The organism is Bacillus paralicheniformis, assembly GCF_001042485.2.
Taxonomy (GTDB): Bacteria; Bacillota; Bacilli; order Bacillales; family Bacillaceae; genus Bacillus; species Bacillus paralicheniformis.
In genome coordinates this window covers 110,649-133,585 of the sequence record NZ_LBMN02000001.1, presented here as the reverse complement: position 1 = coordinate 133,585, position 22,937 = coordinate 110,649, and the positions used below count along the sequence as shown (strand labels likewise).

At 41.7% G+C, this 22,937-nt stretch carries 29 protein-coding genes and 3 pseudogenes; 14 read left to right on the top strand and 18 right to left on the bottom strand.

Translation table 11 applies throughout. The features are described from left to right. Nucleotides 1-270: 270 nt before the first annotated feature. From trhO to ACH97_RS00710, 3 genes are all read right to left on the bottom strand, one after another. A complete protein-coding gene (trhO, locus tag ACH97_RS00720) occupies nucleotides 271-1,239 on the bottom strand; it encodes an oxygen-dependent tRNA uridine(34) hydroxylase TrhO (protein ID WP_057957802.1) in 969 nt (322 codons plus the stop codon). Nucleotides 1,240-1,435: 196 nt separating this feature from the next. Then, nucleotides 1,436-1,654, bottom strand: coding sequence for a sigma-O factor regulator RsoA (gene rsoA, locus ACH97_RS00715; RefSeq protein WP_031305046.1), 219 nt, complete (start codon nucleotides 1,652-1,654; stop codon nucleotides 1,436-1,438). Then, nucleotides 1,617-2,210, bottom strand: coding sequence for a sigma-70 family RNA polymerase sigma factor (locus ACH97_RS00710; RefSeq protein WP_048350123.1), 594 nt, complete (start codon nucleotides 2,208-2,210; stop codon nucleotides 1,617-1,619). Before ACH97_RS00710 ends, rsoA begins: the two co-directional genes overlap by 38 nt. 157 nt (nucleotides 2,211-2,367) lie before the next feature. Here ACH97_RS00710 and ACH97_RS22610 point away from each other — a divergent pair, with 157 nt between their 5' ends. From ACH97_RS22610 to ACH97_RS00690, 5 genes are all read left to right on the top strand, one after another. After that, on the top strand, nucleotides 2,368-2,517 hold the full coding sequence (locus ACH97_RS22610) for a YvrJ family protein (protein ID WP_020452973.1): 150 nt from the start codon (nucleotides 2,368-2,370) through the stop codon (nucleotides 2,515-2,517). A gap of 93 nt (nucleotides 2,518-2,610) precedes the next feature. Continuing rightward, nucleotides 2,611-3,765: an oxalate decarboxylase family bicupin gene (locus tag ACH97_RS00705; protein WP_020452974.1), complete on the top strand. Its 1,155-nt coding sequence runs from the start codon at nucleotides 2,611-2,613 to the stop codon at nucleotides 3,763-3,765. A gap of 72 nt (nucleotides 3,766-3,837) precedes the next feature. Further along, the gene (locus ACH97_RS00700; protein ID WP_025810753.1) at nucleotides 3,838-4,236 is read left to right on the top strand and encodes a YrvL family regulatory protein; all 399 of its coding nucleotides are present in this window, start codon (nucleotides 3,838-3,840) and stop codon (nucleotides 4,234-4,236) included. A 64-nt stretch (nucleotides 4,237-4,300) separates the two neighbouring features. Beyond that, nucleotides 4,301-4,786: a DUF6022 family protein gene (locus tag ACH97_RS00695; RefSeq protein ID WP_039073024.1), complete on the top strand. Its 486-nt coding sequence runs from the start codon at nucleotides 4,301-4,303 to the stop codon at nucleotides 4,784-4,786. A 148-nt stretch (nucleotides 4,787-4,934) separates the two neighbouring features. Then, nucleotides 4,935-6,380 carry an alpha/beta hydrolase family protein gene (locus ACH97_RS00690; RefSeq protein ID WP_048350122.1) on the top strand — a complete coding sequence of 482 codons (1,446 nt, stop codon included), beginning with the start codon at nucleotides 4,935-4,937 and terminating at the stop codon, nucleotides 6,378-6,380. Nucleotides 6,381-6,556: 176 nt separating this feature from the next. On the opposite strand, the gene xynC is transcribed toward ACH97_RS00690, so the two are convergent. The 3 genes and pseudogenes from xynC to ACH97_RS23310 all read right to left on the bottom strand — a co-directional run bounded on the left by xynC (nucleotide 6,557) and on the right by ACH97_RS23310 (nucleotide 10,259). After that, nucleotides 6,557-7,819, bottom strand: a complete 1,263-nt coding sequence (gene xynC / locus ACH97_RS00685; protein ID WP_035400315.1) for a glucuronoarabinoxylan endo-1,4-beta-xylanase XynC — start codon at nucleotides 7,817-7,819, stop codon at nucleotides 6,557-6,559. A gap of 61 nt (nucleotides 7,820-7,880) precedes the next feature. Next, nucleotides 7,881-9,427 (bottom strand): annotated as a pseudogene (locus tag ACH97_RS00680) (glycoside hydrolase family 43 protein). A 670-nt stretch (nucleotides 9,428-10,097) separates the two neighbouring features. Next, nucleotides 10,098-10,259 carry a hypothetical protein gene (locus ACH97_RS23310; RefSeq protein ID WP_153247050.1) on the bottom strand — a complete coding sequence of 54 codons (162 nt, stop codon included), beginning with the start codon at nucleotides 10,257-10,259 and terminating at the stop codon, nucleotides 10,098-10,100. A gap of 202 nt (nucleotides 10,260-10,461) precedes the next feature. Between ACH97_RS23310 and ACH97_RS00675 the strand changes: the two genes are divergently transcribed. From ACH97_RS00675 to ACH97_RS00660, 4 genes are all read left to right on the top strand, one after another. Next, nucleotides 10,462-11,004 (top strand): YcxB family protein, encoded by a 543-nt coding sequence (locus ACH97_RS00675; protein ID WP_020452980.1) that lies wholly within the window; start codon nucleotides 10,462-10,464, stop codon nucleotides 11,002-11,004. A gap of 172 nt (nucleotides 11,005-11,176) precedes the next feature. Continuing rightward, the gene (locus tag ACH97_RS00670) at nucleotides 11,177-11,557 is read left to right on the top strand and encodes a hypothetical protein (protein ID WP_020452981.1); all 381 of its coding nucleotides are present in this window, start codon (nucleotides 11,177-11,179) and stop codon (nucleotides 11,555-11,557) included. Between the two features lie 283 nt (nucleotides 11,558-11,840). Beyond that, a complete protein-coding gene (locus tag ACH97_RS00665) occupies nucleotides 11,841-13,559 on the top strand; it encodes a ribonuclease YeeF family protein (RefSeq protein ID WP_020452982.1) in 1,719 nt (572 codons plus the stop codon). A gap of 5 nt (nucleotides 13,560-13,564) precedes the next feature. Next, on the top strand, nucleotides 13,565-13,849 hold the full coding sequence (locus ACH97_RS00660; RefSeq protein WP_003185302.1) for a hypothetical protein: 285 nt from the start codon (nucleotides 13,565-13,567) through the stop codon (nucleotides 13,847-13,849). 28 nt (nucleotides 13,850-13,877) lie between these two features. Here ACH97_RS00660 and ACH97_RS00655 read toward each other — a convergent pair. Further along, nucleotides 13,878-14,167: pseudogene (locus ACH97_RS00655) on the bottom strand (peptidoglycan-binding domain-containing protein); the annotation flags it as partial. 337 nt (nucleotides 14,168-14,504) lie between these two features. Here ACH97_RS00655 and ACH97_RS23655 point away from each other — a divergent pair. After that, nucleotides 14,505-14,657 (top strand): hypothetical protein, encoded by a 153-nt coding sequence (locus ACH97_RS23655; protein WP_011198291.1) that lies wholly within the window; start codon nucleotides 14,505-14,507, stop codon nucleotides 14,655-14,657. A 163-nt stretch (nucleotides 14,658-14,820) separates the two neighbouring features. After that, the gene (locus ACH97_RS00645) at nucleotides 14,821-15,180 is read left to right on the top strand and encodes a DUF4064 domain-containing protein (protein WP_011198293.1); all 360 of its coding nucleotides are present in this window, start codon (nucleotides 14,821-14,823) and stop codon (nucleotides 15,178-15,180) included. A 30-nt stretch (nucleotides 15,181-15,210) separates the two neighbouring features. Here ACH97_RS00645 and ACH97_RS00640 read toward each other — a convergent pair whose 3' ends face one another. Continuing rightward, nucleotides 15,211-15,429, bottom strand: coding sequence for a LexA family protein (locus tag ACH97_RS00640; protein WP_011198294.1), 219 nt, complete (start codon nucleotides 15,427-15,429; stop codon nucleotides 15,211-15,213). A gap of 226 nt (nucleotides 15,430-15,655) precedes the next feature. Here ACH97_RS00640 and ACH97_RS00635 point away from each other — a divergent pair, with 226 nt between their 5' ends. Continuing rightward, nucleotides 15,656-16,225 carry a hypothetical protein gene (locus tag ACH97_RS00635; protein WP_011198295.1) on the top strand — a complete coding sequence of 190 codons (570 nt, stop codon included), beginning with the start codon at nucleotides 15,656-15,658 and terminating at the stop codon, nucleotides 16,223-16,225. Nucleotides 16,226-16,469: 244 nt separating this feature from the next. Here ACH97_RS00635 and ACH97_RS22600 read toward each other — a convergent pair. From ACH97_RS22600 to ACH97_RS23650, 5 genes and pseudogenes are all read right to left on the bottom strand, one after another. Beyond that, nucleotides 16,470-16,562: pseudogene (locus ACH97_RS22600) on the bottom strand (peptidoglycan-binding domain-containing protein); the annotation flags it as partial. 284 nt (nucleotides 16,563-16,846) lie between these two features. Then, on the bottom strand, nucleotides 16,847-17,155 hold the full coding sequence (locus ACH97_RS00630) for an STAS-like domain-containing protein (protein ID WP_023856424.1): 309 nt from the start codon (nucleotides 17,153-17,155) through the stop codon (nucleotides 16,847-16,849). After that, nucleotides 17,143-18,048, bottom strand: coding sequence for an ATP-binding protein (locus ACH97_RS00625; RefSeq protein ID WP_241494235.1), 906 nt, complete (start codon nucleotides 18,046-18,048; stop codon nucleotides 17,143-17,145). Before ACH97_RS00625 ends, ACH97_RS00630 begins: the two co-directional genes overlap by 13 nt. Before the next feature lie 109 nt (nucleotides 18,049-18,157). Continuing rightward, a complete protein-coding gene (locus tag ACH97_RS00620; RefSeq protein ID WP_048350120.1) occupies nucleotides 18,158-18,388 on the bottom strand; it encodes a helix-turn-helix domain-containing protein in 231 nt (76 codons plus the stop codon). Between the two features lie 254 nt (nucleotides 18,389-18,642). After that, nucleotides 18,643-18,786, bottom strand: a complete 144-nt coding sequence (locus tag ACH97_RS23650) for a hypothetical protein (RefSeq protein ID WP_021837703.1) — start codon at nucleotides 18,784-18,786, stop codon at nucleotides 18,643-18,645. A gap of 195 nt (nucleotides 18,787-18,981) precedes the next feature. On the opposite strand from ACH97_RS23650, the gene ACH97_RS00615 reads away from it, so the two are divergent. Continuing rightward, complete coding sequence (locus ACH97_RS00615) at nucleotides 18,982-20,511, top strand: T7SS effector LXG polymorphic toxin (RefSeq protein ID WP_048350119.1); 1,530 nt, start codon at nucleotides 18,982-18,984, stop codon at nucleotides 20,509-20,511. A gap of 15 nt (nucleotides 20,512-20,526) precedes the next feature. Next, complete coding sequence (locus ACH97_RS00610) at nucleotides 20,527-20,865, top strand: hypothetical protein (protein ID WP_011198300.1); 339 nt, start codon at nucleotides 20,527-20,529, stop codon at nucleotides 20,863-20,865. Nucleotides 20,866-20,921: 56 nt separating this feature from the next. On the opposite strand, the gene ACH97_RS00605 is transcribed toward ACH97_RS00610, so the two are convergent. The 5 genes from ACH97_RS00605 to ACH97_RS00585 all read right to left on the bottom strand — a co-directional run bounded on the left by ACH97_RS00605 (nucleotide 20,922) and on the right by ACH97_RS00585 (nucleotide 22,932). Next, nucleotides 20,922-21,764, bottom strand: coding sequence for a peptidoglycan recognition protein family protein (locus tag ACH97_RS00605; RefSeq protein WP_048350118.1), 843 nt, complete (start codon nucleotides 21,762-21,764; stop codon nucleotides 20,922-20,924). A 51-nt stretch (nucleotides 21,765-21,815) separates the two neighbouring features. Continuing rightward, nucleotides 21,816-22,079, bottom strand: coding sequence for a phage holin (locus ACH97_RS00600; protein ID WP_048407349.1), 264 nt, complete (start codon nucleotides 22,077-22,079; stop codon nucleotides 21,816-21,818). 15 nt (nucleotides 22,080-22,094) lie between these two features. Next, on the bottom strand, nucleotides 22,095-22,364 hold the full coding sequence (locus tag ACH97_RS00595; protein WP_009327757.1) for a hemolysin XhlA family protein: 270 nt from the start codon (nucleotides 22,362-22,364) through the stop codon (nucleotides 22,095-22,097). Nucleotides 22,365-22,426: 62 nt separating this feature from the next. Continuing rightward, entirely contained in the window at nucleotides 22,427-22,612 is a 186-nt protein-coding gene (locus tag ACH97_RS00590; RefSeq protein ID WP_003185324.1) for an XkdX family protein, read from the bottom strand. Further along, nucleotides 22,609-22,932, bottom strand: coding sequence for a bZIP transcription factor (locus ACH97_RS00585; RefSeq protein ID WP_003185326.1), 324 nt, complete (start codon nucleotides 22,930-22,932; stop codon nucleotides 22,609-22,611). The genes ACH97_RS00590 and ACH97_RS00585 overlap by 4 nt, the downstream gene beginning before the upstream one ends. Nucleotides 22,933-22,937 lie beyond the last annotated feature (5 nt).

Genomic DNA, 22,937 nt, shown 5'->3' with positions numbered 1-22,937 from the left:
AGTTTGCACATATTGCTGATCGCCTGTTTCGCATTTTTGCACTAGCGGCTGGATCAAAAGCGTTAATTGATACTTTCGTTCAGCAGTCTGATCGCCTGCAAATACTTTCATTCTGCTTGCAATTCACGAATAAAAAAAGGAACGCCTCGATTTTTCAGGTCAAGGCGTTCCTCCATTCAAAACGAAAGCAGACTCCCTTGCAGGAGCAATGCCATTTCTTAGATGCTTGCGGCATCTTCGTTTTTTAGATGATACTTTTATATACAGCTTTTATGACTGCGCTGTATGCCCCTCTTCTTCCAGCTTTTCGAGTCTCTCTTGCACCTCTTCTTCTGAAAGGCCGTGCTCTTTGACATACAGGTTGTGCGGATGAACCCGGCACTCGTGCGTGCAGCCCCGCAAATAGCGGTGTTCATTTTCTTCAGAGCAGATGATCTGCTTGTTGCATTCAGGGTTGGCGCAGTTGACATAGCGCTCGCAAGGCTCGCCGGTGAAATAATCCTTGCCGACGATGACATGCTCTTTCTGGTTGACCGGAACACTCATTCTTTCATCGAAAACATAGCACTGCCCGTCCCACAGTTCACCTTGAACTTCAGGGTCTTTTCCATACGTCACAATCCCGCCGTGAAGCTGGGACACGTCTTCAAATCCTTCTTTTTTCAGCCATCCCGAAAATTTTTCGCAGCGGATACCGCCCGTGCAGTAAGTCAATATTTTCTTGCCTTCGAGCTTTTCTTTGTTATCACGGATCCATTCAGGCAATTCGCGGAACGCCTTAATGTCCGGTCTGACCGCGCCGCGGAAATGTCCCAAATCGTACTCATAGTCGTTCCGTGCGTCGACGACAATCGTATCTTCCCGCTGCATCGCCTCATAAAATTCTTTTGGCTCAAGGTATTTTCCCGTTAATTCATTCGGATCGATATCATCTTCCAGACGGAGCGTCACAAGCTCATCGCGATGGCGGACATGCATTTTTTTGAAAGCGTGCCCTTCTGATTCATCGATTTTAAACACCATATCTTCAAAGCGGGGATCGTTTTTCATTTCACTCATATAGCGGTCTGTCTGCTCTACGGTTCCTGACACGGTTCCGTTTATTCCTTCACCCGCCACAAGGATGCGCCCTTTCAGGCCCAAATCTTTGCAGAACTTGAGGTGATCTTCGGCAAATTGCTCGGGGTTGTCGATAAGAACATATTTATAATACAACAATACTCGGTATTGATTTTTCATGATATCTTACCACCTATCTGATGCATGTTTTTATAGGAGAAAAAATGGAATATCCATCCATTTATTTTATCAAACCTTTGTTCATATTAAAACAAATCATCACCATGATTTCAATGAAGCTGCTTGAACATTCCCTTAATCAAATGCTAGAAATTTTAACACTTCCGGCCGTTTTACGCAAGCAAAACAACTCAGGTTAAAGGACTTTCAGTAATTCTGTTATAAACTCCCAAAACCCAGGAACTTCTTGACATAAAAGCATCTCCGCTTTTTCGCAAATTTTCATCTTCAGCTCCTGTTCAAGATCCTCCCTCTCTTGATAGGATGTGTTGTTTAATTTGCTTTTGATCATCGGCGTGAAATTTTCCAGCAATTTCTCAATCTCTTTTTCGTCGTGCAGACTCACTGTTATCATTCCCCTCTGCTTTAGAATTCAGCAGCTCTCTTATCTTTTCGAGTGCCCTTTTATGAATTCTTGAAATATTTTGCCTTGATTCTCCCAAAGAGTCAGCCATTTCCTGCATGGATACCCCGTGAATGTAAATTTGCGCAAGCACTTTTTTCTGCTTGTCCGTCAATTGCAAAAAAGCTTCATAAAGCATCGGGTCTTGCAGATGTTCACTTAAATCCTCTTCCTGTTCCAAGACATCGTCTAACAGGTCCCCTCGGGGCGGCTCGGGCAAAGTCGGACTGTCGTCGATCATCAATGGAAAACGCTCTCGATTTTTCCGGACTCTTTTATCAAAGTCGACGGAGAAAATCCGGATCATCGAGTTGATGTATTTGATCATGCGGATGTTTTTGTAAAACCGCTTAAATTCGCGATCGAGACACTCTGCCTCTTCAGAATCCGGATGTTCCAAAACGTGGTTGAAAAGCCGCTCATACCGGGGGTTGCTCAAAAAATGCTTCACAAGCGGATGCCCTGTGATTTCCTTGATTTTCGCACGCAGTGACGTTTGATCAATCATAAAAACCGCCTCCTATTTATTTAGATGAAAGAAATGTAAAAAAAGTAAACTCATCTCTTCTTATTAACATGCAAACATAAGTTCCCATTCAGAGAAAATAGTTCTTTGCTTACATTTTTCAGACTTTCTTCACTTCTTAACATAGGAGGTGGTAAGAATGGACAGTGCATTCATTGAGGAAGCAGCGAAACAAATCGGCAATGTCGGCTTTCCAGCTGTATTGGCAATTTACCTGCTGACGCGTTTTGAAAAGAAAATCGATGAACTGATCGAATTGATCAAAGAAAAAAGTGACACCGATGATTGACATCGGCCTCACTTTTTTCACTTAACATGACAGAAGGGGAAAACGAAAGGCCTTTCAGCTCTCCTTTACATTTTGAGAAAGAGGGGATATCACATGGAAAAAAACAAATCAATTCCACAGCCGATCAGAGGAGAAAAAGGAGCGGAAACGAAAATTCCGCATAACGTTGAGCGCGATCGCCAAAATCCGGACATGCTTGCGCCGCCGGAAACCGACCACGGAACGGTGTCAAACATGAAATTTTCATTTTCCGATGTCCATAACCGACTCGAAAAAGGCGGATATGCACGGGAAGTCACCGTTCGCGAGCTGCCGATTTCAGACAAGCTTGCCTCTGTCAACATGAGGCTGAAACCTGGAGCCATCAGGGAACTTCACTGGCATAAGGAAGCCGAATGGGCATATATGCTGTACGGAAAAGCACGGATTACGTCTGTTGACCAAGACGGCAGAAACTTTATTGAAGATGTGAAAGAAGGAGATCTCTGGTACTTCCCGTCAGGTCTGCCGCATTCAATCCAAGCGCTTGAAGACGGCTGCGAATTCCTGCTCGTCTTCGATGACGGCTCTTTCTCTGAAAACAGCACCTTCCAGGTGACAGATTGGCTGGCCCATACGCCTGATGAGGTAATTGCCGCAAACTTCGGCATTTCAAAAGACGTCGTAGCATCTCTTCCAGATAAAGAAAAGTATATTTTCCAAGAAGTGATCCCTGGATGTCTTGAGAAAGACAAAGTCGAAAGCCCGAACGGAACGGTGCCTCAATCTTTCAGCTACAATTTGCTTGAACAGGAACCGATCGTATCTAGCGGCGGTAAAGTATGGATTGCCGATTCCACGAATTTCAAAGCGTCGAAAACAATCGCTTCTGCGCTGGTGGAAGTCGAACCTGGAGGCATCCGGGAGCTGCACTGGCATCCGAATACAGACGAATGGCAGTATTATATTTCCGGACAAGCGAAAATGACCGTTTTCGCGTCCGACGGGCATGCCAGAACATTTAACTACCAGGCCGGAGATGTCGGCTATGTGCCGTTTGCAATGGGACACTACGTCCAAAATACAGGAGACGAACCGCTTCGCTTCCTCGAAATCTTCAAAGACGACCACTATGCTGACGTTTCGTTAAACCAATGGCTCGCGCTCGTTCCGGAAGAGCTTGTCCGCCAGCACCTCGACGTCGGCAGCGAGTTTACAAACATGCTCTCTAAAGAAAAGCATCCGGTCGTGAAATTTGATAAGAAATAACCAGCCAGGCTTGCAGGAGACATATCCTGCAGGCCTTCGGCTGCTGTGTACATATTTAAAAGGAGTTGTATCATGAAACATTTCGTTATTTGCTGCTTATCGGTAATGTTCGTTTTTTTCGCCCACTTTCTCGGCATTTCGATCCTGTTTCATCTGCCGGGCGCATTTTACCAAACTGTCGGGTCCCTGCTTTTGTTTACGCTTTGTTATACCGCACTGACCTTTGTCCTGGAACCGGCTGAAAAGCTGCTCATCCACAGTATGAAGCTGCTGGGCATCAATCGGCGGATCACGTTTTTTGCAGCCGAAATGCTCACGATCGGATGTTTATGGGCCGCGATTTTTACAGCGGACGAATTGCTGGACGACGTTCTGCTGACCTCTTCGGCGGAAATCATGATTGCCGTTTCGTTTTTTACCATTGATAAAATCCTTTATCCACGGCAGAGGTCCGGTTCGCTCTTATATTGAGAATCCACTGTGCAGGAGAATGTTATATAATGGATTTCAAGTAATCAAAAGGAGGTTTTCGTTCTTGTATAAGGTACGTTTTAGACCCGACATGTCGATCAAAGAAATCGGCGAACAGGTGCAAAGCTATGTCGCCGCCAATTGGAAACAAACGCTTGAAGATCATCGCGAAGCGCTTTTAAAGGTGTTTCCCGAATTGGAAGACGCGACTTACGGCGTCTACCTGGACCACCTGCTGCCTCCTGTATTTGAAAGTCTCGAACAGTCCGGCTTTACAACGATTCAAGATGCGGGAAAAGGTGATTTTTTCATCGGAAAAGGCTTAAACTTTAGACAGTCCATGGAAAAATGGGGAGCTGACGACTGCCGCTCACGGGTGTTTTGGGCTGTCATCTCCGATCAGCAAGAAAAGCCTGCCGGGACGCTGCTCTTTGACTTTTTTCACTCTCACGCCGGGTTTGACGTGCCTCTTTCTCCGAAGATTTACACATTGGAGGAAACAGAGAGAGACAGAATTGTCGCTCACGTGAAACAGATAAAGGAAAACTAGCTGATAGCCGACCCACAACATCATAAGCTGCAACCGCTGGGTAACCCGGCGGTTTTTTTAATGCAGCACAAGGAATATTTTTGCAACCAATCAAACCACACATTCGTTATGTATAAGACCACCAACATCTTACATAAGGGAGAAAATCATGAGAACTTTCGAAATATTATTAACACTCCTGTCTTTTGTCATGCTGTTTCAGCAAAAAATGCCGAGAAAACTTGCGGCGGCAGCCGGATTTGCGAGTATTGGCGTGTTGGCGGGACAGCTTTTTTTTGAGGGATACAGATGGCAAATGGTTTTGATCTATCTGATCTCCGCCGCCCTCGCCTTTATCGCGATCTTCGGTAAAAGGCTTCAAATCAAGATGTGGAAGCCGCTGAAATATGGCTTGTATGTTCTAATATTCGCCATGCTGGCAATCTCCGTCTTCCTGTCTGTATACCTGCCCGTCTTCGATTTGCCTAAGCCTGACGGCGCTTATTCTGTCGGGACGAAGACGTTTCATTTGACCGACCGCGACAGAGAAGAAACGCTGACAAAAAATCCGCACGATAAAAGAGAACTGATGATCCAAGTATGGTACCCTGCCCAAGGTTTGCATGGACAGAAACGGGCACCTCTCTTTCCCGAAGACGCAAGCACATTTCACGAATATATCGAGAAGTTCGCAGATGGATTCGGTCTTCCCCCGTTTGCTTTGGACTATTGGCGCTACATCAAAACAAACTCATACGAAAACGTTGCGATCTCATCAGCTGAAGCCCGATATCCAGTCGTCGTAATCAGCCACGGCTTCGGAACAAGCCGGCTGCTGCACGCTTCCCAAGCCGAACATCTGGCAAGCCATGGATTTGTCGCAGTGGCGATCGATCATACGTACAGTACGATGGCAACGGCTTTTCCAGACGGACGGATGACAGGCTTAACAACCGAGCGATATATGAATGGAGTTTCCGAAAACAGCAGCAAGCTCGGGAACATTTGGACGCAGGACGCCGACTTTGTCATCAATCAGTTGGATCAGCTGAATCGCGATGCCTTTAAGGGAAAACTCGATATGGACAACATCGGGATGATGGGTCACTCATTCGGCGGCGCCACGGCGTTTAACGCCGCATATTCAAATCCCAAAATTAAAGCTGGAATCAACATGGACGGTTCACTGTACAATGTCAACGGCAAGCAGGCGATTTCAAAGCCGTTTCTATTCATGGAATCGAGCAGCTTTATGAACATTAAAGACAAGGCGCTCAGCGGAAAAATTTCTGATGAAGAAATCAAAAATTCGGGTTTAACGAAAGAAGAATTCAACAAGATGATTGAGGAACGAAAAAAGGAATACAAAATCATTGATCAAGCGTCAATGGTGTATATTGAAGGAACGGAGCATTACAACTTCACCGACTTGCAGCTTTATTCAAAACTTTTGAAGCAGCTCGGCATGACGGGCGACATCGACGGCGAACGAAGCGCGGATATCGTGAACCGGTACGTTTTGGATTTTTTCAACAAGCATTTAAAAGAAACCGGCGGCGGCTTGATCAGCAAGCCGAATCCGTCATATCCGGAGGTGAAGTTTCCGAAGGAATAAACCGAAAACGACAGAAAGGGTGCCGGCGGCGGCACCCTCTTTGTCTCATTAACAGATACACCCTGGATTGCGAGAACTAAATATTTTTCGTATGCCTTTTCACTAAATGGCCGCTAAGCCCGGCATATCGGAAGTGTGCGGCTTGTAACTCCGCTTCATGCGCGGCGTCGTTAATATTAGCGGAGGTTAGCGACAAATGTTGTCACACTCTGAGCCGGAAGATGCGCCCAAAAATGATTGTCTGTTACATTGAGATTCGTTCCAGGTTGAAGGTTGCTGCTGCTGCTCGTGATCCATCTGGATACTTGAGAAACAGATCCATTCTGCAGAACGAAGTTTTGGTTAACCCCTGAGTTGTTTTTATTAATGGCAACTATAACGACTTTGTTGTCACCTTTATAGGCAGATACGTAAACGTTTGAAGCGGGGCTCTTTGTCGCATCAACCCTGACATAACCGGGACGGACAAACTTCGAGAAATGAGCCATATTGTAACCGCGCTTGCTGATCGTACCGTCTTCTTTCATAGGACCGTATGATCTGCGGATGTACCACCATACATAAGCCTGAAAATCTCCCTCTACCATCGAATTGTGAATATGGTGCGAAACATCCAATGCCTCAGGCCAGCGGTCCGCAGAATTATTGTCACTGTTCGGATAATATACTTCCGTCATCCAAAGATCTTTTCCTGCTCCTTTTTGTTTGAACAGTGGATAAGCGAAATTGTTAAGCTGTGTACCATAAAGATGAGCGCCAAGAATATCCATATTGGCAAGCGCCTTCGGATCATTCAAAATCGGATCCGATATATTTTTTAAGTATTGAAACGACTCAGGCGCGATGACACGGGCATTAATCGAGCCGGCGTTCTCTTTCATAAAGCGAAGTATTTCTTGCGGTGTCCACCACGTCCAGTCGTGTGCGTAATCAGGCTCGTTTTGGACGGAAATCGCATACAGATTCACGCCATTATTTTTCATGAAGGTAACAAAGTCGTTAAGATGCTTCGCGTATGCGGCGTACTTATCGTATCTCAGCCGTTTAGCTGATGTGTCTCCATTCCGATTGAAAGTCTCAACCATATCGCTTGGCGGATTCCAGGGAGAAGCAAAAACGATTGCTCCGTGTTTGATCGCACTCTTTGCCGTCTCCACTTCTCTGTACCAATTGTTTCTATTTTCATCAACATGAATTCTTAAAATTGAAAAGCCTAACTGATTCTGTCCATTGCCAAAGGCGGTTTCTCTTTGAGCTGCTGTAAGATCCCCGATCCAAGCCGGGTGATTCATCCCTCCAAAACCGCGAATCACTTGTTTTTCTGCAGATAGACGAACTGTTGCGTCACTGGCTGCTGAAACTTCAGAAGCGGCAGGCCCGGTTAACATGAGCGACAGCATCGTTACATATGCCAACAATACACAAATTAATTTTTTCATATGCTTTCATCCTCTCATTGTTGTGGTATATGAAAACCCTTCTGAGACCACCTTTTTGCTGTTACCGGTGCTCATTTTGTGTAAACTGCCAGTAATCAAAATTAAACAAGTTGCCTGAACTGTTTCCGGTAAATACAAAATAGACGTTGTGAACACCGGTTGCGCCGCTCACAGTGGTTTCTATTTCTCTCCAAGTCTGCGCTCCGCCTGTGGAAGGTACATTCAGAGTTCCCACAAGCTTACCTGTTACACTGTCGAGACGGACTTCAATTTTACCGCCTGCAGTGGAAGCGACATTGGCTTTAAATGTCCTCGCTCCGCGCGTGCCGAAGTCAGCATTTCCTACAGCAATCCAGTCTCCGTTATGAATGCTTGTTACGTTTTGATTATTTTCCGGTCCGCCGGGTGCTGAGGATTTCTCCGTCAAAATGCGTCCATTCCAGGCAAACGTTTCAGCTTCTACCCGGTTATACGGATTCAAATTGGCAAGCTGAGACACTCCCCTGTAATTTGCCGCCACCTCTTGAATGGACCCGTTTGCAAGATGGACCAGCTTATTGATATGGGGAGAACGGTATCCTTTGCCGGCTCCGAACAAAGCGAAACTGACAGTTTGAGCATGGTACACCACATACCACTCGTTTTTAAAATTGAAAACAGCATGATGGTTGTTTCCGCCAGCCCCGAAGAATGCACCCGGATTTTTCAGGAAATGCCCTCTATACGTAAAGGGCCCATGGGACTTGAGCTGGTCATGTAGCCGATTTCACCCGGTGGTATATTGGCCGGGTGCACACCGCTGAAATTGATGCAATAGGAATAGTAATATTTTCCGTTATGTTTATGAATTCCCGAGTCTTCAAACATGAAAGGCGCATCAATCACAGACGCGCTTCCAACAACGCTGGTCATATCGTTCCCCAATTTTATGACTCGTGCTGTTTTAGGATTTGCCCATTGCTCCTGCGTTGGATTTGAACCGCCGGGGATGCCTCCGCCGGCATACAGATAACCGGTGCCATCGTCATCTACGAACACTGCCGGATCAAATAGCCAAACAACGCCGGACATTCCCGGTGTACTTATTGTAACCAACGCTTTTCCAATCGGATCTGTCCACGGCCCGGTCGGGCTGTCTGCGGTGAGGACCCCGATACCTCCGCCGCCGTTTGCAAAGTAAAGGAAGAATTTATCCTTACCATTTATCTTTTTAACTGCGACTGACGGGGCCCAGGACGCGCCTGCCCATTTCGCAATCCCCCGGCCGCCATTAGCCCCGTTGGCACCTGCCACCGGAATGGCTCCGTGATCTGTCCAGTTCACCATATCCGCTGAAGAGATGACGAACACTTTGTTCAAATTGGCAAATGAATTATCCTTAATCGTTCCGTTGCTGTTATATTCATAATCGTCACTGGACATATAGATGTAGACTCTTCCGTTATAGGTCAGCGCAAAGGGATCCGCTCCTAAATGATGGTCTATAAGCGGGTTAGAATTCCCTACATGTTTTGCAATGGTTGTGCTGGCAGCAAGTACAGATTTCCCAGGTATACAGCTCATGAATAGCACAAGAACCAATAAACATGCACCGCACTTCATTTTCATAACCAACATCCTCCTTTTATCTATAAAATCAGGCGAGTTGCCGATTTTTCCGGCAGAAGCCCCTGTCTTTGAAAAGTGCGATCCGGCTTTGGGGCGATTTCTAATCTTGAAGCAGCTTCTTTCATAGCTCTATTCCTTCGCGAAGCCGGGCCTAGCCCTCTTCCGGAAGAACGCGTTCAGAATCTTGGCCAACCGCAATAACCTGACCGGTGATTTATCTGCCGGCGCTTTGCTCTTCTTTCTCCGCATCCCCTCCTGTAGTTCATATTTAATAACCGTTTTGCATAAGCGTTGATCATACAAACTTTTACATTTAGCGCCTTCAAAAACTTACCATAATTTTTTAAGCATATTAAGTGTCTTTTATCATTTCTTTTTCATAATCTAAAATTGATTCTTATGAACTAATTTCATTTTTCTAAAAGAAAATAGGGTTGTTTTATAGACATCCGTACGTTGCCTAGAGGTGATTCTTAATCGCGGAAAGAAAAAGAGTTTAAGTTGAATCAGCGGAGCATTACAGCTTCCCCGAAGACGGAAAAGCGGAGATATTATAAATCATCATGTTTTGGATTTTTTAAGGAACGGGCGGCGACTTGACAAGCGAGCTGAATCCGGAGGAATGACCGAAAAGCTGAGTGCCGCTGAGGAAAGCGGCAACCTCTTATAATCAGGAGAAAATAAAGAAAAGACTTAAAGCAATCGCAGTCTGAACAAGCGAAATCAAAGCCAAGTGTCCAAACGGAGTCTTGGCTTTTTTGATGTATGTATCATAAATGGCATTAACAGTAAAGAAACAAACGTATCCTATTAGCGATTCAATGATGAGCATGGTAGACCTCCTTTTGGTCAGCTCCTTCGAATGTATATACAATCAAAGTTCGACATAATACCCTCTGATCCTTTTTTAGCGATCCCTAAGTCGATTACACGGTGCCTCTGCTATACCGATTCCAAAGAAAAGCCAATTTCTGAAAATAAATGAAACTTTATGCTAAAATTAAAGGAAAACAGGTTTGAGGTGCAGTAAACTTATGATCCAACACAGTGTCTTTCTTGAGGGAGAATATACATTACAGGATATGAGATACTTCTTTTTTTATTGGCTTAAAAAATACGCATTCCTTTATTTTATTCTTATTTTTCTATTGTTGGTCTGGGTGTTTTCCGTCGATGGGAAGATGCCGATTACCGTTTATCATAGTGAAACACTCGAATTGTTGTTGAATGGACTTCTCATGATTGTACTTTCAATAATATTAACCTCACTTTTAATTGGTTTTTTTTATATCCGGATGCAAATTGTCTATCGGAAAAATGAACGGCTAAAACGTAAAAGAACTTACACTATCAATCCACAAGGAATTCAGATTCAATTTAAGAATTTCGATACGTTGTTTCAATGGTATGAAGTGACAGCAGTAACAGAATATAAACGCCTCATCCTCATGAAAACGTCAAGCAGCCAGATGATTTTGATACCGAAACGCTTTTTCACATTTGAAAATGAACTTCATTCTTTCAGAGAGCTTGTGACTACATATGGGCAGGCCAAAAAATTGAAATTGCAATCTTAAGAAGATGGATTTCTCTTTTTTGTATATCCATTTTCATTTCGTAAAAGGAAGCTTTATTCTTTAGTGATTGTAACCAAATGTATCAGAGGAGAATGCTATTTTTAGAAAACCATTAATAATAAGAATGTCCCTATAATGAATCCAGTCGATAAATAAAAGGCGGTTGATAGTAATGAATAATGCAATACTAAAAAAATTACACCCACATATAGAGGAAGAGGTTACACTTGAAATAAACGGATTTGAATTCACTGGATTTTCAACTATTTGCCCCTATGTCATTGAAGAAGGGAGAGAGTATCCTGTTTTTATTAGCTTCACAATTTTAGATCAGTCAGACCTTCTTGAGTTAGATAAGGAAATCAAAGAATTAGCACGAATTGATGATAGTTATAGATATTATATACACGGAATACTACATGAAGATTATATTGATGCAGGAATAAAAATTTATGATGACAATGGATATTTTAATGATTATAAATATCTGGCAGGTAAACCCGTAGAGTTATTAGTTGACAGAATAGCAGTTGATTTTCTTGATAATAACTAATGACCAATCGGCAAGAAACCATTCAAAATAAAATAGATTGATGAAAGTCAAAAAAGTTTTAAAACAGTTCTTTAATCTCGAGTTTATAGAATTTGAAAATTATGATCCTGAGTGGTTGCAAGTATTTGACGCACCATTGGAACGATTTAGCCTAATTTTCTCCACCCTTCTTCCTTCCTCTTCATTATGATTCATTTTCAGTGAACCACAGGATTTATTGTCCATTCTTTTCTATAAAGTGGTAAACTTTTTTCTGAATAAGTCTTTTGAAAGGGTTTGACGTATGAAAGTCTTTGAAGCGAGTTCTTTAATTGAAGCAGCGAACAAACGTAAGAAAGAATATGAAGCCTTTGAAGAACAACTGCAAACACTGAAAAAAGCGTTTCTGGGCGTTGCTGATTTAGGTGATGACTTTGAGGGAAAAGGCGCGGACAACATCAAAGACTTCTTTAGAGGACAGGCCGAGATCGTTGATAGTTGGCTCAAGCTTGTCGATGCACAGATCGCTTTTTTTAAAGGGGTTTCCGGCGATATTAAAGATCAAAAGCTGTCCAATTCATATGTGGAAGTCTCCTTTCTGGATCATGAGCTGAAAAATGCGGATTTGAAAGCAACGGAAATCGTCTCAGGGCTCAAGCTGGAAATGGATAAGATCATCGCCAGCGTAAGCGATATTGTTGACTTGGATAATTGGACGCTAGATGACTATATTGATAAAATGGGCAAGGCACAAGAAACTCGCCAGAACACGATCGATGCTGTCAACAAGCTTGACGAATCGTTAAAAACCGAATACTCAAATTTAGAAGCTCTTGACAATACAGTGCTCGCTAAGTATTCCGGTCTAATGGAAGCAACAAGCCATGGAAAAAGTGCGGCTCCGATGCATTTTAGTTTGAAGTCGTTTCATTCCAGTGAAATCTACAAGAATACGATGGAAGTTGAAAAACAGGCCACTAATTACATCGACTCCAAAAGCGAACAAGCCGAAGCCCGGCAACTGCAGGAAAAACAAGAAGAAGAAGCAAACAAGCCTTGGTATTTAAAAACGCTTGATGCTGGTGGAACATTTTTAGGAGAAATCAGCGGGTACTATGATTATAAAAGAGCTGCTGAAGGGATTGACCCGATCACAGGCGAGAAATTAACGGATGGCCAGCGAGTCGCCGCCGGAGCGATGGGTGCGGCCGGCTATATCCCGGTTGTCGGCTGGTTAGGCAAAGGTGCAAAAGGGATCAAAGGTGTATACAGCATGTACAAGGCCGAAAAAGCAGTCACAACTGTAGACAAAGCTCTGGCTGCTTACAAAACCCCGAAAACCTTCCACGCTCTGAAAAACTCTGAAAAAGGCCTATATGGACTGGCCGCGGCTAATGGCTTCAGCGAAACCATCACCGGACGGGATATGCTCGGAAATAAGATTTCGGATGAACAGCGACAGGATAGCCTAAATCGTGCAATCGCAATGATAGCACCTTTCGGTATGCAGAAAGCCGGAAAAGTGCTGAGTGTAAACTCACATAACGGTAGGGCCACTAATCTTTACAGAGGTGAAGACTTTCCTTATGAGCCTAAAAGACCAAACGGCATAGGCAAGTCTCATATTTCCCCTGAAACCGGTAATCTTGTACCTGCCAACAAAACTGGTATGTACCAAGGTCGTCAGGTTACTGTAACAGAGCACGTCCTTGGAGGATATAGAAAAGGCGGGAAATCCAACAGCCCATATACAAGTTTTACAATAAATCAAAAAGTTGCAAAGGGATACGGTGAAAATACAATAGAACTCGACATATCTGCTCTCCGTAAAGCCATCAGGTCTGGTGAAGTGAAGGATATTGTAATTTTATCTCCTAAACAAATCGAAAGGTTAATCAAAAATGATACTCGACAGTCTGAATACTGGAAAAACAAAGCTTTAAAATGGACTCAAAGAGACACTGAATACTTTGTAAAAGGTGAAGTTCCAAAACAATTTATCAAAGTACATCCGAAGGAGTGATAAATATGCTTCTATATTATAAAAATGAATGCTTGGGTGAAATAAAAGGCGCTACTGTTGAAGGTGTCTGGATGTATGGAACAATCATTCCTAATGAAAACATGGAAAAGTTCAAAGATTTCTTTAAGGCTGTAGTAAACGAGGATGACCCTTTTGCCATTGAACAGTATAGTGAAGAATGGTTAGATGATGAAAATTGGTTTATTATTGATGAAAAGCAAAAAAAGGTTGGTATATCCCTTCCAGGGATTTACGAAAATGATAATGAAATAAATTGGAGATGGAGATAAGAAGGCCCTTATTAGAGGCCTTTTTGTATTACTTCAGTAGTGATTCAAGTTTTGCTTTCGTTTTCGGTCCGTAAATACCATCCGCAGACAACTCGTACATCAGCTGGAACCGTTTGACCGCGTTCGCCGTTTTCGGCCCGCAGCAGCCATTTCTATGTCGTTATTCTTTGCCTCTTTGTATGGATAGAAATAGAGGGCAGCTAAAGCCTCTTGAATCCGCCGAACGGCCGTTCCTTTCATGAGTGGGCTTTTTATCTTAAAGATGCCCGCAGGCAGCGTGTAGGATGATTTTTTGTCGCTCGAGGAAAGCTTTTTTTTTCCGCTGCAATATGAGGACCGATGACCCGCCATACATGTTCATTAAGCCTTTCAAAGGCTCTTGCACAAACATCAAAACTCCCCCAAAAACAAAAAAACCACCATCATATGTATGGTGGAGACGGTGGGAGTCGGATAGATAAGTTTTACATCGGTTTAGTAATAAGCGAAAAGGCTTTGTATCAAGGGTTTTATGTTTATCAGTTTTCCTTGGATAAGTATAAAATTATAATGCGATCTTGCCATTTTCTTGCCACGAAAAAGTAGTGATAAGAGGATGACCTAACAGACCATGAGGTCATCCACTTTTAATAAAAAGAAAAAAGGACGAGGGAAAATGAGTATCAACAAAATCAGATCAGCACTGTATAAGTCAGCTAAAATTTTAGGAGATGTTAACGCGGCGAAAAATGGAACGCTAGGGAAACGAATGGCCCGCCGAGCTGCAGGAAAAACAGCCGGCAAAATATTGGGCAAGCTGTTCAAGTAAAACTATGTAGAAAATCCCCCTCATTTGTTTTAAAATGTAAATGTTCATTATAAAACAATGAGGGCTTTTTTCACATGAAAGCTTGGACATGGAGGGGATATTTCTTAGAATGTATTGAGAATTTGTTGTTATTATTGAGATTAAAATTAAGGAGAGAATAAAGTTGAAACGAACAGCAGAGTTTACCTTATCATTAATTGCAACAATCTTTTTAACAATTGGTTGGTTTTTCACAGCTATTTTCACATTTTTTTATGGTTTTACACCAGCAGATGAAGCTGACATGGGATTTTTCTATTACTTATTAATTTATACTTATTTATCAATTCCACTTCTTGTGCTTATTTGGGTTGCAACATTTAAAGTCAAAGCAAACAGCAAAGGCTGGGGAATTTTCATTCTAATTATGGGTGTCCTTTATACCTTTTCTATTTACTTTGTGTCAGGCATTCTCTTGTTAATTGCCGGTATTATGATGGTCGCAAAACAAAATAATAATAGTAGTAATGTTATGTCTGCCTAAATTACATAAAAACAACAAAGCCACCAATCGTTAAATGGTGGCTTTTTCTTTATACAAAATATGCAATGTTCTCGGCTTACCTTCTTCCCAATCAACAAGCCCCTTTTTACGCAACCGGTCAAGATGACCTTTTGTTGTACTTGAAGATTTTAAACCAACCCTTTCACCTATTTCCCTAACAGATGGCGGGAAACCTTTTTCTTTAGTTAGTTCGTCTATGGCTTCTAATATTTGTTCGGATTTTTTCATAGTATCCCCCTCCATTGGTTTGTTTTACCTATGACAATTATACCAAACATTCGTTCTTTTTCCTACAGGAAGAGAACGTATTTTTGCATGCAGAGCATTATTGACCAGCTTCAAGTTCCTGTTTTTAAAATGTATCTTTTTTACTATTTTTCAATATTCAGAGGCATTACCACTCATTTTATGGTAATCTATACAATACCAAATACATTATAAGGGAGAGAGAAAAGTGGAGACGATAGCTAAAAGAGTCTGTAAACCATTTATCCTATTGCTAACAGCTGTCTTATTAGTAACCTTTGTTGTACCTCAAATTTCACAGGCAAGCGAATTTTCGAATTCCCAGGTGAAAAGCTATTCCGATTCTGGTGATTATTCAGAAAAGGAATTAGAGGAAATATTAAAGTTTTACTTCGAAGAAGTTGGGGAACTAACTAATGAGGGATATGTTATTAAAAACAAGGAATTGTTTGATAAAAAAGTTTTGGAGGGCGACCCTGCTGCCTTGAAACTAAAAGAATTAATGGCGTCAGACTCTTCTTTTCAGAAGTCTAGTTTTCAGGTTGCTAGTGCAACATCTTTTGGTAAATGTGTTGTAAACAAAATGATTGGTAGTTATGGAAATATAGCGCGTCAATTTTTAAATGGTGCTATCTTTACATATATCAAAACTAAGCAGTATGATTTAGCCGCAAGATTAATGTTCAAAACTTTGATTAAATCTGGGATGAAAGTTAATGCAGCGTCTCTTGCAATAGAGTTGGGATACTATGGATGGAAATGTCGAGGGAAGTGGTAAAAATGTCTCCATTAACAATAGTTGAAGTCATCTTAGCGTTAACCGTTTTAGGTTTATTTGCATGGACATTTAAAAGTAAAAAAAGTGCTGATGACGATGATGTGTATAGATATGCAAGGTACATGATTTATTTACTTGTAGCTGAAGTTGCGATATACGTCATATTCAGTTTCATTTAAAAAACCCCCATTTGGGGGTTTTTATTGTGCATAAAAGAATTTTGAATATCGCCAAAAAATTTTCTTTACTTTAACAGAGATTCAAGTTTCGCCTTTGTCTTCGGTCCGTAAATACCGTCAGCAGGCAGCCCGTGTATGAGCTGGAACCGTTTGACCGCAATAAAGTCGCGGACCGGAAATCGGTGAAACCGTTCAAATAGTGGGCTGTATCCATTACATAAACCAGCTGCACAACACTTTCCATGTCGTGGATTCAAAAGAAGACACCAACCTCATTAAATTTGAGGATGTCGTCAGTGTGGAAATAAAGTAAGCCCTTCTCACAGCTGAAGGGCTTTACTCATAAAAAACTACTTATTCTGGTTCAAATTCTTCTTTCCTCAACGTCCAAAGAATGAATTGCATGAAATGGAGAGTATAAAAAAGGTCCCTTTAAAGGACCTCAGCAGCTAATTAGTTGTTTTCTTTTTTTTACTTCAAATTTAAATCTGTCATTTATTGCTGTATTAATTTGCTTAGTAGTATCAATAAACTTTAGATGTCCTTTGACAAAGTCAAATCCATATTTATCAAGCAAATCAATAAGAGCTGTATTTACAAAAGATGAAGTAACGCCACTAATTCCTGAAAAAGAAAGATTCACTTCTTCTCCAAGACTGAACTTTTGATCAATAATATCAAAAATTATTTGTCCATCTTCATTGGAGTAACAACGTTCTACGTGGTCAATAACTTTGATTACAGATCCCATTCGAACTCCTCCTTATCATTAATCTCTTCTTCAAAGTTCCTTGTATCAAGGACAATTTCAATGAATGTGCCAGGATAATAACTATTTCCCTGTTTAGATTTTATCCAAACTTCATTGGAATTATTCTGCTTACATGTTAATATACCACGTAATGATTGAATGTGAACCTTTCCACCGTAATTTCCCACAACATTTTTTACGAGGGTCGACAATCCTACCCCTCTGTTTTGTGGGGTTGACTTTGAAGAATAGCCTTCTTCAACAGCTTTTTCTATAGCCTCTGTATCAGTTAGAAAAGGATCAACTTTTCTGATGGTGTTTGGAATGCCTATACCAAAATCAGAAATAGATATTTGAATTTCATTAATCCTTGGATAATGCTGGGCGAATATACAACCGATATTTTCTTCAGCATGATCATTAATGTTATTGAAAATTTCCCCAAAACACATTTTGATTGTATCAAGAGATGATTGGCTAAGACACATTTCTTTCGATAACCAAGGAATGAAGGTCGAACCCAACCACTGATAACTGCCGCTATATGTTACGTTCTGCAGTTCTAAAGTTGTTTTCCGTACCCTTGAATTATTATACAATGTCTTTCTAAGATAGCGATTAAAGAACATTGAATCATCCAAATATTTAAGGCCACTGTCCCTACCAATAGGTATTTTTTTAGGAGTCGCTAATATCACTCTTACGTCTCTCGCCTTTAACCATTCAAAAAGATTACTTAAAATGGTAACACCACTCGGTTCTATATAGTCTAGGCTACAAAAGTCAAATGTGATTTCTTGATCTTTAGGAAAAAAATCTTTTGTAATAACTTTGTCAATCAGTCCTCCCATCGTATCCTTGGTGAAACGATAGGGTAATTTTACATTAAGCAAAAACATCGCACCCTCTTCATATAATATGAAGGTATTTTACCATATAACAGTTGTCGAATTTTGCATAAATTTATCGAAAAAAAAGAACGGAAAAGCATTGTGTTTTACCTTATTCATCATACGGCCGATATTTTTTCCGGCCAGCTTCAAGTTCTTTCTTTTGAGCCTCCACATGATCACGGAGAAACAAGCTAACTGTACCAACCTTCTTCACAGGCTTTAGCTTCCCGGAAGTCACCAATGCACTTAAACGCTGCCTTGTAACCCCGAGGAGCTCGCCTGCTTCTGCAGCTGTCAAAACTTCATCATGGATAAATTTAATTTTTTCGTTTTCCTTCATGCCTTTTTTCGCTCCAAATCATAATTAATCCTTTTAACAGTGTAACTATCACAGCCAGGTATAAAATGATGCCTGTGATTTTCCCCAGAGTACCGACTTTTTCAAAATCAATTGCAAAAATGCCCGCTATTAGGATGAGCATAGTTGCCATGTCTAATGAGCTGTAATGCTTAAAATATTGTTTCATAATTTGTGGACGTGATATAATGAATTGGAGAGCAAGGGGATTTCTCCCCTTCTCTCGCTCACTATGTTTAGCGCTTCTTGCTTACCCGGCGGGAGCGCTTTTTCTTTTTCTTGCCTCTTTTTTTGCTTTCGTTTTGCCATATATCATAAATGTGTTTGAATATGGTCACCACTCCAGCAGTGGCAAGAATCCAGTTTCTTACCTCGTCCACTTTAGCACCTCCTTTCTATATTTTAATTATACCAAATCTATTTACAACGGTCAATAGATTACTGAAATATCTAGTCTTAATTATCTATGTAAATCGATTCATTTTCGTGGATGAACAGGATTTATTCCCCAACTGGTTTCCGTATAGTGGTAAAATCTATACTGATTGTAACCAAAAGGATTAGAGGAGAATGCCATGAAGACGCTGGATGTTCAAGCGCTGCACCATGCAATTGATCAAACGCTCGAACAATTAAAACAACAATCAGACGAATTCGCCAAGGTCAAAAAGGCCGTTGAAGGGATCACATCACTTGATGATGCTTTAAAAGGAAAAGGCGGCGACGCGATCCGCGCCTTTTACGAGGAATGTCACACCCCTTTTCTTCAGTTTTATGATACTTTCATAGAGGAATACAGTTCCACGCTGAAGAAAATGAAAAGCGCGCTGAATTCCCTGGAACCAAACCATAACGGATTTATTTCACAGTCCTTTCTCGAACACGAGTTGGAGAATGGCTTAAATGCCGCTGATCGCACAACAAAACATTTGGTTTCTAAGGCCAACGCCACGATCGCAAAAGTCAGCCATATCGTCGACTTACCGGATTTGAATGACAGCGGTTTTCATGAACAAAATCAGAAAGCGTTAAAGGAAATCAGCACGACTCTTGAAAAGCTGCATGCGTTTGACCGCGAGCAAACCAACGCCCTCAAAACGGCTGAAAACGATCTTGAGACGATGCAGAGATACATGGCGCGGCTCGAAAAGATGTATACCGGCCCTAAAATTGAAATCACAGGTTACCAAAAAGGCGCGATTTTAAAGCCGGATGAGATGGATACCCTGAGTGGAAATCAAGAAACAGCGATGGGTGCCATGTTGAAAAAAGTCGGAGACAAAGAAGATGTGGACACTAACACTATCGCCGATCCAGACCGATTAAAAAAATTGGCGACACAAAAGGTTTCCAAGAAAGAGTACACCCAAGAGGAATTGAATGAACTGAAAAAAGATTATAGAGTATTTAACGATACGCTTTACCGGGCATACATAGACGGCGATACAATCGTCAAGATAGAACCCGCCTACACCCTTCCAGAGAATGTGGAAAAAAGCGATTTTAATAAAAATTTCGATACGGCGATGGAATTTACAGGTGTGTATGATGCAGTAAGAGCAGCGTTTGGATATGACCTTGCGACAGGCGAAATCGTTAAAGGTAATGGGGATCGTTTGATGGCCGGATTGAGTGTCACACCTTTTGGAAAGGCATTTAAATACGGAAAGCGCGGCTTCAAGTTATTTAAAGGTGAAGAAGCGGGAAAGAAACTTGCGAAGGTAGATAAAACACCTTCCTACGGCAAACAATCCGTACCAAAAGGTCCGTATCGCGAAGTGCATGGTTTCCCTGCAAAAGTAAAACCAGGAGCTCAAGAAAAACATATTCCTGGAACACCAAACTACAAACAAGAAATAGCTAATGGTCGTAAAAACAAAAGCATCTTCTACGGAGATAATAAAACGGCACAAGAATTGCTAGATAAGTTTGCAGGAAAAGGCACTCTGTTAAAAAATGGGGTCAAAGAGAGAGTAGACTTTGGCAAAGTAATAGGAAAATTCTATGATAAAGATACTGGTAAGTATGTGGAGACTACTAGAGGTTTGATACATTACAGCAAAAACGGCGCTCATATAGTACCTTCAGAGCCTTTAAAACCTTAACTGAGGAGGATATAAATGGGATATGATCCTTTAATTTCAGCATTAAGAAAGTATAAAAATAACGATTTGATAATAGAATGGAAAAGTGGATTAAAGGTTATTGGAGAACCTGACACACTCTATGAAACAGACAACGGATTGGACGATGATGATGTCAATTATATAGAATATGACGCAGTCGCATTTCAAGTAAATAATATTTTATCCCAACCCACTAATAAAGATTGTGGTGTATATGATTGGTTAAGACAAGGAGAAAGTTCCTTAATTGAAATTTCACTTTATGAAGATACACCAAGTGCAGTATATTTAACAGACGGTCAGAAAATATGGGAGATGGATAGTGATGAATAACAATTGACAAGTTAGAATTTATAAAATCTAAGCCCTCTTGAAAGAGGGCCTTTTGATTACTTCAATAAAGCTTCAATTTTCGCCTTTGTCTTCGGCCCGTAAATGCCGTCGGCAGACAGCCCGTGCATCAGTTGGAACCGTTTGACTGCGTTTGCCGTTTTCGGCCCGTAATAGCCATCTATGCCGTTATTCTTCGCCTCTTTGTCTGGATAGAAATAGAGGGCAGCTAAAGCCTCTTGAATCTGACGGACAGCCGTTCCTTTCATCAGCGGGCTTTTCACTTTATAGATGCCGGACGGCAGCGTGTATTTTTTGCTCGTTTGCTTTTTGCTTGAGGATGATGACTTTTTATCTGGTGTTGTTTTGGAAACCGTCTTCTTTCCAAGCAAGCTATCGACTTTTTTCCTGAATGTCGTCAGCTGGCTTGCATCCCTCACCCAGGGAGTCGGACAGCTTTTATTTGTCACATCATAATGCCGCACAATCTTATCTGTAGAAAGGCCGTAACGCTTGCACAAATCAGCGACCAATTCAGCAGCATTTTTAACGGTTTCGCTGTGAATCTTGCCGTCTTTTTCGACGCACATTTCAACACCGATTGCCGTTGTGTTAGCGTTTGGTTTTAAAAAGCTGACATAACAGCGGTTTTGATCATGGGCGTGATAGGCGACTTCATTTTCAGGAATAATTAATTGCGCTTCTTTTCGATCCACAAAATAATGGGATGACGCATATCGTTTGTCTGCAATACACGTGCCATTGAAATAATTTCGCTCATTCAGTGCGGACGCGCCAGGCGTGGCCGTCCAGTGCATGACAATCCCTTTCACTCCTGCCAACTTCAACCCTGGCCGAGTATATTGATTGACTTTCACATAATTCTTCACAACTTTAACCATCTGAACCACTCCTATTTTGTTTTAAATAAAAAAGGCTGCCAGCCGGCAACCTCATTTCGTTAACCCTTTTTGTTTTAGAACTTCTTTTTGCTGCTTTCCTTTGTCAGTGACATAGTTGTTTTTATACCAAGCGACCAAAGACGTAATGATGGTGAATGCCGCAGAGCCGGCCAAATACAAAGCGTCGGCCAGCGTATTGACCTGGTCCTCGCTGATCGGCAAAGCTGCCTTTCCAAACATGATTAAAGTCTGGTTTACCAATGCAATAAAAAGAAGCACCGTCCGGACGACCGTGCCTTTGTCAAAGTTTTTCATATTGTGTTTTCCTCCTTATTTCTGCAGTAGATTATAAAAAACAGCGATTGCGCCGCCAATGATGCCGGTGCTGACCGCTGTAATGATCGCGCCGGTGATACTGCGCTTGATCCAAGTTGTGTTTTCTTCGATCTTGTTCAGCTTTTCATTGATAGAGATAATCTGCTGATCATGTCGGTCAGTCGTTCTTTCGAGGGTAGTGATCCGCTGATCCTGTGTTTTTTGATCTGCTTTGATTTCTGCGATTTCTTTTTGTAAAACATCAAAATCATTGGGTTGTGGCATGTCCTGAAATCCTCCTGTTCTCACATCGTTTTCACCTCCTTTGAGGCAAAATAAAAACACCCTTATTGGGCGCTTGTCATTCCTAAATCCACACAGACGGCGGGTTTGTCATAACTCCGGCCTGTTATTTCTTCGTATTCTGCCGGAGTAATATGGCCCCAATCTACGTAATCTCTCATGATTGAGTCATCATCATAACAACCCCAATCATAAAACTGCTTAATAGCCGCAAAGTCTGGATACATCATGAAGAACCATCACCTTTCAATGATGCAACTTCTTTTTGAAGACGGGCCAATTGATAAGAGAGTAAAGCGTTTTGCTTTTTTAGCAGCTCAATTTCACTCGCTTCAGGCTCCGGAGGCTGCAAGCTTTCAATGTACTCTTTTGTAGCCGTCTCCTTCCAGACCTTTTCGTCCGGATAAAATTTCGGAAGGTATAAACCCGGGTCAAATGGAATGTCCGTCCATCCATCCGGGATTTCATAGTTCCCTTGATCATCAGGCTGAATAATATCATTATCAATCAATAAGAACGTCTCTTTGTCATATTTAAAAATGTTTTTCATGACTT

What these genes read in the sequence shown, in the direction of transcription:
- ACH97_RS00585 (WP_003185326.1), bottom strand. Translation starts at nt 22,932, where the DNA reads ATGAAAAACATTTTTAAATATGACAAAGAGACGTTCTTATTGATTGAT.
- ACH97_RS00660 (WP_003185302.1), top strand. Translation starts at nt 13,565, where the DNA reads ATGCTTCTATATTATAAAAATGAATGCTTGGGTGAAATAAAAGGCGCT.
- ACH97_RS00605 (WP_048350118.1), bottom strand. Translation starts at nt 21,764, where the DNA reads ATGGTTAAAGTTGTGAAGAATTATGTGAAAGTCAATCAATATACTCGG.
- ACH97_RS00700 (WP_025810753.1), top strand. Translation starts at nt 3,838, where the DNA reads ATGAAACATTTCGTTATTTGCTGCTTATCGGTAATGTTCGTTTTTTTC.
- ACH97_RS00665 (WP_020452982.1), top strand. Translation starts at nt 11,841, where the DNA reads ATGAAAGTCTTTGAAGCGAGTTCTTTAATTGAAGCAGCGAACAAACGT.
- ACH97_RS00600 (WP_048407349.1), bottom strand. Translation starts at nt 22,079, where the DNA reads ATGAAAAACTTTGACAAAGGCACGGTCGTCCGGACGGTGCTTCTTTTT.
- ACH97_RS00595 (WP_009327757.1), bottom strand. Translation starts at nt 22,364, where the DNA reads ATGCCACAACCCAATGATTTTGATGTTTTACAAAAAGAAATCGCAGAA.
- ACH97_RS00620 (WP_048350120.1), bottom strand. Translation starts at nt 18,388, where the DNA reads ATGAAGGAAAACGAAAAAATTAAATTTATCCATGATGAAGTTTTGACA.
- ACH97_RS00705 (WP_020452974.1), top strand. Translation starts at nt 2,611, where the DNA reads ATGGAAAAAAACAAATCAATTCCACAGCCGATCAGAGGAGAAAAAGGA.
- ACH97_RS00590 (WP_003185324.1), bottom strand. Translation starts at nt 22,612, where the DNA reads ATGATGTATCCAGACTTTGCGGCTATTAAGCAGTTTTATGATTGGGGT.
- ACH97_RS00670 (WP_020452981.1), top strand. Translation starts at nt 11,177, where the DNA reads ATGAATAATGCAATACTAAAAAAATTACACCCACATATAGAGGAAGAG.
- ACH97_RS00610 (WP_011198300.1), top strand. Translation starts at nt 20,527, where the DNA reads ATGGGATATGATCCTTTAATTTCAGCATTAAGAAAGTATAAAAATAAC.
- ACH97_RS22610 (WP_020452973.1), top strand. Translation starts at nt 2,368, where the DNA reads ATGGACAGTGCATTCATTGAGGAAGCAGCGAAACAAATCGGCAATGTC.
- xynC (WP_035400315.1), bottom strand. Translation starts at nt 7,819, where the DNA reads ATGAAAAAATTAATTTGTGTATTGTTGGCATATGTAACGATGCTGTCG.
- trhO (WP_057957802.1), bottom strand. Translation starts at nt 1,239, where the DNA reads ATGAAAAATCAATACCGAGTATTGTTGTATTATAAATATGTTCTTATC.
- rsoA (WP_031305046.1), bottom strand. Translation starts at nt 1,654, where the DNA reads ATGATAACAGTGAGTCTGCACGACGAAAAAGAGATTGAGAAATTGCTG.
- ACH97_RS00675 (WP_020452980.1), top strand. Translation starts at nt 10,462, where the DNA reads ATGATCCAACACAGTGTCTTTCTTGAGGGAGAATATACATTACAGGAT.
- ACH97_RS00640 (WP_011198294.1), bottom strand. Translation starts at nt 15,429, where the DNA reads ATGAAAAAATCCGAACAAATATTAGAAGCCATAGACGAACTAACTAAA.
- ACH97_RS00615 (WP_048350119.1), top strand. Translation starts at nt 18,982, where the DNA reads ATGAAGACGCTGGATGTTCAAGCGCTGCACCATGCAATTGATCAAACG.
- ACH97_RS00630 (WP_023856424.1), bottom strand. Translation starts at nt 17,155, where the DNA reads ATGGGATCTGTAATCAAAGTTATTGACCACGTAGAACGTTGTTACTCC.
- ACH97_RS00690 (WP_048350122.1), top strand. Translation starts at nt 4,935, where the DNA reads ATGAGAACTTTCGAAATATTATTAACACTCCTGTCTTTTGTCATGCTG.
- ACH97_RS00710 (WP_048350123.1), bottom strand. Translation starts at nt 2,210, where the DNA reads ATGATTGATCAAACGTCACTGCGTGCGAAAATCAAGGAAATCACAGGG.
- ACH97_RS23655 (WP_011198291.1), top strand. Translation starts at nt 14,505, where the DNA reads ATGAGTATCAACAAAATCAGATCAGCACTGTATAAGTCAGCTAAAATT.
- ACH97_RS23310 (WP_153247050.1), bottom strand. Translation starts at nt 10,259, where the DNA reads ATGCTCATCATTGAATCGCTAATAGGATACGTTTGTTTCTTTACTGTT.